We start from the raw sequence: 11,640 nt of genomic DNA on the forward strand, positions 1-11,640 counted from the left end.
TTCATATTGCAAAATTCATATAAAATATACCAATATTTAATGATATCTAATTTTGTTCATTGTGGAGCGAAAGACGGCGAGTCCTCGAAAATGCATTCGCATTTCCTTCGTGCGAGGGTAATTCGGTGAGGTTTATTCAGAGTCCTACGGGAAAAGCTTGAGCTGAAAACCCCGCAGGAACGTAGTGACGAGGAGATTGAAGCCAAGCCCGTGGAAAGCGCCGTCTGTAGCGGAACATTCAAATCTGAATATGGACAAGTTTATGTATTGAAATGTTCGTATTTAAAATACCGAAAATGTGACTTATGAAATTGATTCAGTTAAGGAAATTTTTTTAGTGTTATAAAACTATATCAAATTAAATCATATTATTTCTTTAAAATAATTAAAGCTGAGTATATCAACTTTGTTCGCTTTTTTGAATAAATCTATTCTAAAATAAGCTGTAAATCGTCTCCAAATCCAACAAAATCGGAGGTCAATAATGCGAATCCTACTACCAGTAGAAGGCCAATCTCAGTACGCAACATCGGTTAATAAAAAATATCAAAACTCCGCATGCGGCCCCACAACAGCATATGTTTTACTCAATTACCTACAGCCAGAAAAACAGAAAAAAAGCATCAATCAACTCTATCAATTGCTCGGTTGCACAAGAATTGGACTGTTTTCACATCGCATGATTCGTAATATGAAAAAAATTTTAGGTCCATCTTATGAGATTCGCAATTGTAGTCTAAATGATGCTCTAAAAGAAATTGAGGCTGGTCGCCCTGTTGCTATGAAATTTGATCGATACTTCTCCCTTCACTTTTTCTTTAGAGGGGATTTCAACTATCACTGGGTACCACTTATCGGCTTTGAAAAAAAGGATGATGATATCCTCTTAATCATCCATGATAACGGTGGTCGTACGCGCGAAAGTCAAATTCGAGAAATTTCCTATTACAAAAATCGTAAAATACTAAGCTTTGTCAAAATTACACCTAAGTCCTTACAGCAATGAACGTGCATGACGAGAAATAAGTGAGTACCCATCCATTGTAAGTTGTTCAAGTTTGGCTTGATCCCAAATCGGTAGCTCACAATCATCGATGGTTGCATCAATTGGTACTTCTGTATTGATTCTTGCTAATTGTAAAGAAAGCTTAAGCATTTCTTCATTTTCTTGAATCTTTGTACGTTGACCTGGCTTTAACTCATCTAATGCTCCTAACACGCCATCAACTGAGCCATATGATTGGATCAGCTTCAATGCTGTCTTCGGTCCAATCCCCTTCACGCCTGGGTAGCCATCACTTGAATCCCCCATGAATGCTTTCACATCTGCAAATAGCGGTGGTTCGATTTCATACTCTTCTTTGAAACGTTGATCTGTATACACGTTATATTCGGTATAACCTTTTTTCGTCAAAGCAATCGTAGTAGATGGGTTGAGTAACTGAAGTAAATCTTTATCACCGCTTACTACAGTGATCTTCGCATCATCTTTCCATTTATCGATTATGGATCCGATTGTATCATCTGCTTCCATTCCAACGGTTCCAAAGTTCTTCCAGCCAATCATATCAGATACTTCTCGTGCCATATCAAATTGTGGCTTTAACTCATCAGGTGGTGCTGGTCGATTCGCTTTGTAACCATCAAAAAGCTCATTACGAAATGTATTAGCGCCCATATCCCAGCAAACAGCTAAATGTGTTGGTCGCATTAAAGCTTGTGCACTTAATACATGTCTAGCAAATCCTTGTACGCCATTTGTAGGAGTACCATCTTCTTTTCTAAAAAATTGATGCATAGGCGCTGTTGCAAAAAATGAACGAAAAAGAAGTGCCATACCATCAACTAGTAATATATGAGGTTGATTTTCCAAAATAAAACTCTCTCCATTCGTAAACTATTATCAGTTGTTAGGTTCATATTATACCAAAAATAGTTTAGGAGAGCTTTTTAACTCTATTTTATTTTTATCAATAGTTTTAGTTTCATTATGCTCCGTCCTTACGAAGAAGGACAAACTGTTGAAACTTCTTTATGGACATAAATAATCCGCCAACCGTTCAATATCTTGACTAAACATTCGATCTTTTTTTATACTCGGCACAACATTCCGAACATCCTGCCATTTGCCTCCTAGCTTAGGAGCCATAAACTCAACCCCTCTATATTCAACTGCCTGTGCAGCGCAAATCGCTTCTATCGCTAATACCTTTCGGCAATTCTTAACAATTTGATAAGCATGCCTAGCACCAATCGTTCCCATACTTACGTGGTCCTCCTGGTTCGCTGAGGATGGAATTGAATCGACTGAAGCAGGGTGTGCCAATGTCTTGTTTTCAGATACAAGACTTGCTGCCGCATATTGCAAAATCATCGCGCCTGATTGTAAGCCAGGTTCTGGGCTCAAAAACGGAGGCAGTCCATCATTTAAATGTGGATTCACCAATCTTTCGATTCTTCTTTCTGAAACATTTGCTAATTCTGCCACACCAATTTTCAAGAAATCCATTGCAAATGCAATCGGCTGTCCGTGAAAGTTACCTCCAGAAATAACAGTCTCCCCATCGTCAAAAATTAATGGGTTATCCGTTGCTGCATTCATTTCAATCTCTAGTTTTTCTTTCACATAATTCAATACTTGCCAGCTAGCACCATGAATTTGCGGAATACATCTTAGTGAATACGCATCTTGTACACGAAGTTCTCCTTGTTCCGTTGTTAACTCACTATCTTTTAACCATTCTCTCATTCGTTTTGCTACTTCAACTTGCTCTTTGTAGCCTCTTGCATCATGAACTGCAGGATGAAATGCATCCGTTATACCACGCAATGCTTCAATTGTCATAGCAGCAATCCATTCACTATCACATGCAAGATTCTCTGCTTCGATGTAAGCAACTACGCCTTGTGCAGTCATTGCCTGAGTACCATTAATAAGTGCCAATCCCTCTTTTGCTTCTAATTCAATCGGCTGTAATTGATGTTCACGCCAAATTTCTGTTGAAGCTGCTGATTTTCCCTCTTGCCATACAAATCCTTCCCCAACTAGTACTAATGCTAAATGCGAAAGAGGGGCAAGATCTCCTGATGCACCAAGTGATCCTTGTTGCGGAATAACAGGATGAATTCGGTGATTAACCATATAAGCTAAACGCTCAAGTACCTCTAAGCGAATGCCTGAAAACCCTTTCAATAATGCATTTAATCGTAACACGACCATTGCTCTTGAAATGATTTCGCTAAAAGGTTCTCCAACTCCACATGCATGTGATCGAATTAAATGGAGTTGTAAAAGTCGAGTATCTTCTCCTGCTATTTTTACATCGCTAAATTTGCCAAAGCCTGTATTAATGCCATAAACTGTCTTTTTATGCTGGACAATTTGTTCAACTGCGAGTCTACTTTTCTCAACTGCAGCACGAGCTGATTCAGCAATTTCAACTTTTTCATCTTCATATAAAATAGCTTTCATATCTGCTATCGTTAATTGATTGCCATCCAATTGAATCATTGATGTCTAACTCCCTTCGAGTCTTGCTTTTGAAAGTTTTTAAATTTTATTGATATTATCTATACGCCCATGTTAGCTGTACTTGTGAAGACTATTTTATTTCTAATTTTCACAGTACAAATATGCTAGAGCCTGATGTGGAATTAGCTTCGCTTTCCGCGGGCGAGCGTTGAGTCTCCTCGGCAGCTCCTAGCTGCCTGCGGGGTCTCAACTGTCTCGCTTTCCCGCAGGAGTCTTCGCTAATTCCACATCAACAAAGATAGCTAAACAAGATTTCCATAACAAATTTTCATCTTCTGCTGAGCAAAAAGTATTTTCACTGATTCGCTTCATCAAAAATAGCGATAAAGAACTAGCACTCTATTTCAGCACGAAATAACACTGTATCAAGAAACTACTCTTGATTTCCTGGGTAATTTACTCATGTATTCACTATATTCTGAATGATTTAGATGGAAATCATGATTAATCATCATAAGAGTTTTTGTAAAAGTGCTTATCCTATGACCTTTACACCTTTTTTCCAGACTTTTTGAACGTGATTGACGCCAAAAAGATATTGGAGCTTTTGATAGTTTTCCACATTCCATAGCACAATATCCGCTTGTTTTCCTATTTCAATTGAACCAATTTTATCGTCCATTTGAATGGCACATGCTGCATTAAATGTTGCGGCGCACAGACTTTCTGCAGGTGTTAATCTCATCGAAATACAAGCTAAATTCATTACAAGCGGCATCGATGTTGTTGGAGATGAACCTGGATTACAGTCTGTCGAAATAGCAACAGGAACTCCTTGGTCAATCATTTGGCGACCTTTTGCTGCTTCTTCTCTTAGATACAGTGCGGTTGCAGGAAGCAAACATGCAACGACTCCAGCTTCAGCCATTTTCGCAATGCCTATATCAGATGCTTTTAATAAATGCTCTGCCGAAATAGCACCTACTTTTGCTGCAAGTTCTGCACCACCATATGGTTTGATCTCATCCGCGTGAATTTTCGGTATCAATCCTAATCTCTTCCCTGCTTCTAAAATCCGCTCCGCTTGCTCAGGTGTAAACACATCTACTTCACAAAAAACATCATTAAATTTTGCTAATTTTTGGTCAGCAACTACTGGCAATACTTCTTCAATCAAAAATTCAACGTATTCTTCTTCTCTACCCTTATATTCCTGAGGTACAGCATGTGCTCCCATAAAAGTTGGCACAAGATCCACTACATGATGTTGCTGTAAATATTTTATTACACGTAATTGCTTTAATTCGTTTTCTAAATCTAAGCCGTATCCACTTTTTCCTTCAACCGTCGTAACGCCATGTGCTAAAAAAGAATTGAGGCGCTTTGCAGTTTGTTCGATCAGCTCTTCTTCTGTTGCTTCTCTTGTCATTCTGGTCGTAGCGTGAATACCCCCGCCTGCGTTCATAATGTCCATATAAGTGGCACCTTCTAAACGCATTTCGAATTCACGCTCCCGGCTCCCACCAAACGCTACATGAGTATGTGGATCGACTAGACCAGGCGTTACAAGATGACCTGTTGCATCCACTACATCTGCTTCATGGACCCTTGTTTGATATATTTTATGAAGTTCTGCCGTCGTACCTACTGCTTCAATAACACCGTTTTCTAGCCAAACACTTCCATCCTCGATAAGGCCTAATTCCGACATTGCCTCTTTTGAACGTGGGCCCACATGATGTGGAATGTGCATTGTAGCAAGTTGGGATGCATGTTGAATCCAAACTGGTTTTGTCATCATCTACTCATCCTTTTTCATCATTGGTATTTTAACGTCTTTTTCTTTCGCCGTTTTTTCTGCTAATTCATATCCTGCATCGACATGTCGCACAATTCCCATTCCTGGATCAGTTGTCAATACACGTTCAATTCTTTCGCCTGCCTCTTTTGTTCCATCTGCAACAATAACCATCCCAGCATGAAGTGAATAGCCCATTCCAACACCACCACCATGATGAACAGATACCCATGTTGCACCACCAACTGCATTAATCATGGCATTTAATATTGGCCAATCCGCTACAACATCTGAGCCATCTTTCATCGCTTCAGTTTCACGATTTGGTGATGCAACTGAACCAGAATCAAGATGATCACGACCAATTACAATTGGTGCTGAGATTTCACCAGATGCAACCATATCATTAATGATTTTTCCAAATCGTGCACGCTCGCCGTATCCTAGCCAGCAAATGCGCGAAGGCAACCCTTGAAATGCAATTTTTTCTTGTGCCATACGAATCCAATTACATAAATGTTCATTTTCTTTAAATTCGCGTAAAATGACTTCATCTAATTTATAGATATCTTGCGGGTCTCCTGAAAGTGCTACCCAACGGAATGGCCCTTTCCCTTCACAAAACTGTGGACGGATATACGCTGGTACAAATCCTGGGAAATCAAAAGCTCTATTGAAGCCTTCATCCGCAGCTACTTGGCGAATATTGTTGCCATAGTCAAAGGTAATAGATCCTTTGTCCATCATCTGAACCATTGCCTCTACATGCGTTTTCATTGAGTCTTTTGATTTTATTACATAATCAATCGGATTTTCTTTACGTAACTTGCTTGCTTCCTCCATCCCATAACCTACTGGTACATAACCATTAAGCGGGTCATGTGCAGAAGTTTGATCTGTTAAGACATCTGGAATATATCCTTGAGAGATCATAGCTGGCAAAATTTCTGCAGCATTCCCAAGTAAGCCAATTGAAAGTGCTTTTCCCTCAGCTTTTGCTTTTTCAGCCGTTTCGATGGCTTCATCAAGTGTATACACTTTAACATCTAAATAGCGTGTTTCTAGTCGTCGATCAATACGTGTTTCATCCACATCGATAGCGATACAAACTCCACCATTCATCGTTACTGCTAGAGGTTGAGCACCACCCATGCCGCCTAAGCCAGCCGTTACTGTAATGGTTTTTTGTAGTGAACCCCCAAAATGTTGTTTTGCAAGTTCAGCAAACGTTTCATATGTTCCTTGTACAATTCCTTGTGAACCTATATAAATCCAGCTACCTGCTGTCATTTGTCCATACATCATAAGCCCTTTTTGATCGAGCTCATGGAAAGTCTCCCAATTTGCAAATGCTGGAACAATATTCGAATTTGCAATTAAAACTCTTGGAGCATTCGTATGTGACTTAAAGATTGCCACAGGTTTGCCTGATTGTACGAGTAATGTCTCATCATTTTCTAATTCTTTCAGTGATTTAACTATGGCGTCAAAAGCATTCCAGTTGCGCGCCGCTTTACCGATTCCACCATATACAACAAGCTCATCTGGATGCTCTGCCACTTCTTTATCCAAGTTATTCATCAGCATTCTTAACGCAGCTTCTTGAAGCCACCCCTTTGTATTAAGCTCGCTACCACGATAGCGAATCACCTTTTCATCTGCCATTCCCATAACAAAACCCCCTTTGCCTTATTGACCTTATCATTACATATTTTTACGATATTTTTAAGTATTTTTGTACAAAAAGGAAAAATTTATAATATGCTAATAGACTGATTATTTAGCTCATTAAAGTAGAGAAATCTTGTTTTTTCTAGAATTTTTTTAATAAACCATCTTTTTGTTGTTATATAAAAATAGTAAGTTCACCTTTTAACATGAAAAAAAACCGATTACTCGGGTAAGGAGTAATCGGTCCATTTCAAATGTCTTTTCTATTCGTAATCTATTGTAATTTCTAATGCCATTTCTACATTTCCTTGAATAGCTTTACTAATCATACAAGTTTTCTCTGCTTTCTCAGCGAGTCGTACGATATGACGTTCATCTCTCTCTGTATATTCATGTGGAATGACGATTCTCGGTTTATGCGTAATTTTCACATACGTGAACACACCATTCGTTACATCAACAAGTCCTTCTGATGTCATTGTCAACTCAGTTGGCTCTAATTTAGCTCGTTCAAGCATTGCTGCAAGCGTAATGATGTAGCAAGTAGCCGCTGCACCAAGAAGCATTTCATCTGGATTTGTGCCAATCCCTGGCCCGTCCATTTCAGGAGGAATCGATACCTTCGTTTGAAGTTGTCCTGCTGCAATTTCTCCAACAGAATTGCGACCACCTGGCCATGTTGCAGTTAAAGTAAACGTATGTTCAGCCATATTAAAGCCCCTTTTCTAATTGGCAAATGTATAGTATTTTTCTGTATTTGGATCAAATGCAAAGCGTTCAAGCTTTCTATTCTTTTCCATTGTAATAATATATACCTCTTGTCCAGAATAATCTACAATGGTTCCTCCAAATTTACGATCTTTTACCACTTTGCCGCCTTCCGTACGCTCAATAATTTGCTTAGCATCATCCATATTAAAAGTTGGTACATGGCTCTTATATACAAGTGGAGCGATTACTAACAAAGCGTAAGCAACCGTAATTAATATATACTTCTTGCGAAAATTACCTCTTTCCACCAATAAGAAATAACTAATAAAAAAGAAGACATTTCCCACTACGATATAAATCATCATATCGTCTAATCCATTCACAAATAAATAATCTCTACCTATAAAATAAAAGCACAGGATTTCAATTACAGAAACGACCAAAATCCCTTGCAATAAACGTTTTCTTTTATTCAACTTTTTTTCACCTCTTAGTGCTTATCAATCTAAAGTAGCAATACTACTACTTTTCAGTCCTCGATGTATATAACAAATTATGCCATAACATCATCCAAAAATGCTATTTTCTAAATTGTTGATCACATAAAAGACGGTAAGCCTGATATATTGTTCCCGATGATTCTCCTAAAAACAACAACCAGATTATTAAGCATCTCATTTTCTGTTTATTTTTATTTATATATGGAAAATCCTTAACAGTAAGCCAATAGTATTACATTTGAATATAAAAATGCTATTTCTCAAATACTAAATGTACAAAATATTTTAGTCGGAGTGAAAGCCGTGTATAAAGATAAAGCGCATCATACCAAATTTCATTTATTTTTGTTATTCATTGTTCTTGCTGTATTAATCTGGTCTCTTATTAAACCAAAGACCTACTCGGACTGGTTAGCAGATGGAGGTCCTATCGTAGTTGGGTTAATTATCGTTATCGCAGTATATCCACGATTTAAATTTACTTCTCTTTCGTATGTGATTATCGCTATTTTATCGATTTTAGAGTTTATAGGCGCTCATTATACTTTTTCAGAGGTTCCGTTATTTGATTGGATAAAAGAAGAGTATGGTTTAAAAAGAAATGACTATGATCGATTAGGACATTTTATGAAAGGATTTTCTACGATAGTTATTCGTGAGGTATTGGTACGGAAAGCCCATATCCAGATAGGCGCTTGGTTAATTTTCTTTACCATGAGCATTATTATGGCGATTGCTGCCTTGTACGAAATTGCTGAAATGCTTACAAGCGTAATAACTAGTGGCTCACAATTTGCTCAAGATTTTACAGGTACTCAAAACGATCCATTTGATTCCGAATGGGATATGACGATGGCTTTAATCGGATCGATTGTTGGCTTACTTTTACTTTCAAAGTGGCATAATCAGATGTTAAAAAAATATAAACAATGAAACATATCATCTTAAGAAAATATAAGGCTGTTCTGATTATTGATACTTCATTGTTTACATGATTATTGTGGACAAGCAATTGAATTATGTATTGTTAGTTGCTGATTATTTTTTCGCATTCCAATCTTTACTTGAAGTATAATTAAGTTAAAGAAGGGAGTTATCCAATGAAACAAATTCAAATGAATTCTAAGGAATTGAAACGTGTCACAAAAAACCTACAGTTAGAAAACATGTCTTTACATCCTTCACTTCAGAGAAAAGCCGTTTCACTCGTTAACTCAGGGATTGATATTACACCATCCGTTATTAAGAAAGCCCTTCAAAATGGAAAAGTATAATACTGAAGATAATGAAGAATATCTTTTAAAAACGAATCTGTTAGGAATAAAAAATTTGGATCAACTCGAAGAAGCAGAAGCTTTTTCCTTCTCTATACGCGCTCTACAAATTGAACAAGGCTCTTATACAATTGGTGATTTCACATTAAATGCCTTTTTAGATCTTCACAAACACCTTTTTCAGGATATCTATGCATTTGCAGGTCAATTTCGCGATGTTCAATTAATGAAGGGAACAACACGCTTTTGTCAGTTTCAACACCTTCATTCTTATTCAACGGATTTGTTCCAACAAATTATTGATGAAACCCCATGGAATTCCCTTGATAACGCCGCAAAACGACTAGCTTTCTTTAAATCTGAACTCAATATGTTGCATCCATTTCGAGAAGGCAATGGCAGAACCATTCGGATTTTCTTACAAGCCTTTGCATTATCGAAAGGAGTAATTTGGAGTTATGATCACATAGATCGAGAATTTTATCTCAAAGCAATGATTCACGCTGTGACGAACAATGCTCTGTTAGAAGAGCTGTTTTTAAAAACCATTATATTCACAAAATAAAAAGGATTTGAATGAGCAGCATTTTGCTGATTCAAATCCTTTTTTTATTGTGTATTATTAAATTGAGAGATAGTAATCATTTCTCTTACTTTATGTTGTAAATTACAAAGGTTATTGGATATTTGTTCAAAAGATATTGGCTTACTAATTAAATAACCCTGGATAAAATCACACTCTTTTTTCATGAGGTAATTTAATTGCGTTACTTCCTCTACACCTTCTGCAACCACATTTAATTTCAAATGTTTTGCCATCGAAATAATCATATCTACTAATGGTTCACTACTTGTACTTTGTTGAATTTTCCTTACAAATGAGCAGTCGATTTTCAAACAATCTATCGGTAAATCCCCCAAATAAGATAATGAAGAATAACCTGTCCCAAAATCGTCAACTGCTAATGTAATACCTAGTGATTTTAAATCATGAAGAATCGGAATAAGGTGAGCCGTATTCATCGTCATGCTTTCCGTTAATTCCAATTGTAATGATTGTGGCGCCAATTCTGTTTTTTCAAGTATCTGTTGCACCGTTTGGACAAAATTCTCTTGAAATAGCTGACATAAAGATAAGTTGACAGCAATCTGGATTGGTTTACCTAATTGAACTTGTAGTTTTTTTGTTTGATAACACGCTGTTTCAAGAACCCATTCTCCGATTGGATTAATCAACCCCGACTCTTCAGCAACAGGTATAAATTCACCTGGGGAGATTAGTCCTCGTTTAGGATGCTGCCATCTAACTAACGCTTCCATTGAAATGACTTCGCCTGTAACCGAATCGACTTGAGGTTGATATTCTAAAAATAACTCGTTATTTTTTAGTGCGTTATATAGATCATTCTCTAATGTTACTTTTGCTGTTCGTACATCAGACATGGATGTTTCATAAAATGAAATATGATCTGGCGTATTTCTTGCTTCATATATCGCAATTTGAGCAAAATTAATTAATTCATTTTCTGACTCTGCATCTTTCGGATAAAATGAAATACCAATATTTAAACTATAATTCAATGAAGAGTACTGAATTTCAAATGGTGTTTCCATCATTTTCTGAAGCTGCTTACAAAAATTTAAAACATCATCGTGATTTTGATAATGATCGATTAATATAACAAACTGATCATTTCTTAACTTTCCAATGATAAATTGACTGGATAATTGATTTTGTAACCTCTGAGCAACCATGCTCAATAGGCGATCCGAATAAAGAGAGCCGAGTGAAGCCTTAATAGTGGCTAATCTATCAATTTCAAAGACTAATACCGCTTTATCAAATGAATTAACATGTAAATTTTCTTTTATTTTATCTAATAAATATCGTTCGTTTGGTAATTTCGTAATATCATCAAAATACGCTTCATACTTCATTTCTTTTTCGGAATCTAAAAGATTTTTTTCTGTATCCACAAGTCTCTTCACAATATCTTGATGAAGAAACTTAAAATAAATAGCTAACCCTACTTGTGCGATAAGCACAATGGAAAAAATGACAATATGGTTAGCTGTTAATTTGACAGTAAAAAGAGCGATTCCAAATAAAACGATTAAAATCAAACTAAAACTGACATATAAAAATTGACCTTTAAATAAGTAAAAATCACTATCACTTTTCCCCATTATTATAACCCCACCTTATAATACTAA

11 protein-coding genes are annotated in these 11,640 nt (G+C 36.8%); 4 read left to right on the plus strand and 7 right to left on the minus strand.

The genetic code is table 11. The features are described from left to right. The first annotated feature begins 484 nt into the window (after positions 1-484). On the plus strand, positions 485-1,006 hold the full coding sequence (locus Q8X41_RS08480; protein WP_397539794.1) for a C39 family peptidase: 522 nt from the start codon (positions 485-487) through the stop codon (positions 1,004-1,006). Here Q8X41_RS08480 and Q8X41_RS08485 read toward each other — a convergent pair. From Q8X41_RS08485 to Q8X41_RS08510, 6 genes are all read right to left on the minus strand, one after another. Next, entirely contained in the window at positions 995-1,837 is an 843-nt protein-coding gene (locus tag Q8X41_RS08485; RefSeq protein WP_397540230.1) for a 5'-3' exonuclease H3TH domain-containing protein, read from the minus strand. The two genes, Q8X41_RS08480 and Q8X41_RS08485, sit on opposite strands and share 12 nt — an antisense overlap. A 195-nt stretch (positions 1,838-2,032) precedes the next feature. Continuing rightward, the gene (gene hutH / locus Q8X41_RS08490; RefSeq protein ID WP_397539795.1) at positions 2,033-3,511 is read right to left on the minus strand and encodes a histidine ammonia-lyase; all 1,479 of its coding nucleotides are present in this window, start codon (positions 3,509-3,511) and stop codon (positions 2,033-2,035) included. Between the two features lie 496 nt (positions 3,512-4,007). Next, on the minus strand, positions 4,008-5,270 hold the full coding sequence (hutI, locus tag Q8X41_RS08495; RefSeq protein ID WP_397539796.1) for an imidazolonepropionase: 1,263 nt from the start codon (positions 5,268-5,270) through the stop codon (positions 4,008-4,010). Between the two features lie 3 nt (positions 5,271-5,273). Then, on the minus strand, positions 5,274-6,941 hold the full coding sequence (gene hutU / locus Q8X41_RS08500) for a urocanate hydratase (RefSeq protein WP_397539797.1): 1,668 nt from the start codon (positions 6,939-6,941) through the stop codon (positions 5,274-5,276). A gap of 263 nt (positions 6,942-7,204) precedes the next feature. Next, positions 7,205-7,651 (minus strand): OsmC family protein, encoded by a 447-nt coding sequence (locus Q8X41_RS08505; RefSeq protein WP_397539798.1) that lies wholly within the window; start codon positions 7,649-7,651, stop codon positions 7,205-7,207. Positions 7,652-7,666: 15 nt separating this feature from the next. Continuing rightward, entirely contained in the window at positions 7,667-8,128 is a 462-nt protein-coding gene (locus tag Q8X41_RS08510; protein WP_397539799.1) for a hypothetical protein, read from the minus strand. Positions 8,129-8,455: 327 nt separating this feature from the next. On the opposite strand from Q8X41_RS08510, the gene Q8X41_RS08515 reads away from it, so the two are divergent. The 3 genes from Q8X41_RS08515 to Q8X41_RS08525 all read left to right on the plus strand — a co-directional run bounded on the left by Q8X41_RS08515 (position 8,456) and on the right by Q8X41_RS08525 (position 9,991). Beyond that, positions 8,456-9,085, plus strand: coding sequence for a DUF2238 domain-containing protein (locus Q8X41_RS08515; RefSeq protein WP_397539800.1), 630 nt, complete (start codon positions 8,456-8,458; stop codon positions 9,083-9,085). Between the two features lie 167 nt (positions 9,086-9,252). After that, positions 9,253-9,426, plus strand: coding sequence for a Zn-dependent hydrolase (locus Q8X41_RS08520; RefSeq protein WP_397539801.1), 174 nt, complete (start codon positions 9,253-9,255; stop codon positions 9,424-9,426). After that, positions 9,413-9,991, plus strand: a complete 579-nt coding sequence (locus tag Q8X41_RS08525) for a Fic/DOC family protein (protein ID WP_397539802.1) — start codon at positions 9,413-9,415, stop codon at positions 9,989-9,991. The genes Q8X41_RS08520 and Q8X41_RS08525 overlap by 14 nt, the downstream gene beginning before the upstream one ends. 44 nt (positions 9,992-10,035) lie before the next feature. Here the strand turns inward: Q8X41_RS08525 and Q8X41_RS08530 are convergent, their stop codons facing one another. After that, positions 10,036-11,613, minus strand: a complete 1,578-nt coding sequence (locus Q8X41_RS08530; RefSeq protein ID WP_397539803.1) for a putative bifunctional diguanylate cyclase/phosphodiesterase — start codon at positions 11,611-11,613, stop codon at positions 10,036-10,038. Positions 11,614-11,640 lie beyond the last annotated feature (27 nt).

This window comes from Rummeliibacillus pycnus, assembly GCF_044359855.1.
In the GTDB taxonomy this organism is placed as follows: Bacteria; Bacillota; Bacilli; order Bacillales_A; family Planococcaceae; genus Rummeliibacillus; species Rummeliibacillus pycnus_A.

Bases quoted from the DNA above. Each gene is read 5' to 3' on its own strand.
- Q8X41_RS08480 (WP_397539794.1), top strand. From the start codon at position 485: ATGCGAATCCTACTACCAGTAGAAGGCCAATCTCAGTACGCAACATCG.
- Q8X41_RS08485 (WP_397540230.1), bottom strand. From the start codon at position 1,837: ATGGCACTTCTTTTTCGTTCATTTTTTGCAACAGCGCCTATGCATCAA.
- hutH (WP_397539795.1), bottom strand. From the start codon at position 3,511: ATGATTCAATTGGATGGCAATCAATTAACGATAGCAGATATGAAAGCT.
- hutI (WP_397539796.1), bottom strand. From the start codon at position 5,270: ATGACAAAACCAGTTTGGATTCAACATGCATCCCAACTTGCTACAATG.
- hutU (WP_397539797.1), bottom strand. From the start codon at position 6,941: ATGGGAATGGCAGATGAAAAGGTGATTCGCTATCGTGGTAGCGAGCTT.
- Q8X41_RS08505 (WP_397539798.1), bottom strand. From the start codon at position 7,651: ATGGCTGAACATACGTTTACTTTAACTGCAACATGGCCAGGTGGTCGC.
- Q8X41_RS08520 (WP_397539801.1), top strand. From the start codon at position 9,253: ATGAAACAAATTCAAATGAATTCTAAGGAATTGAAACGTGTCACAAAA.
- Q8X41_RS08525 (WP_397539802.1), top strand. From the start codon at position 9,413: ATGGAAAAGTATAATACTGAAGATAATGAAGAATATCTTTTAAAAACG.
- Q8X41_RS08530 (WP_397539803.1), bottom strand. From the start codon at position 11,613: ATGGGGAAAAGTGATAGTGATTTTTACTTATTTAAAGGTCAATTTTTA.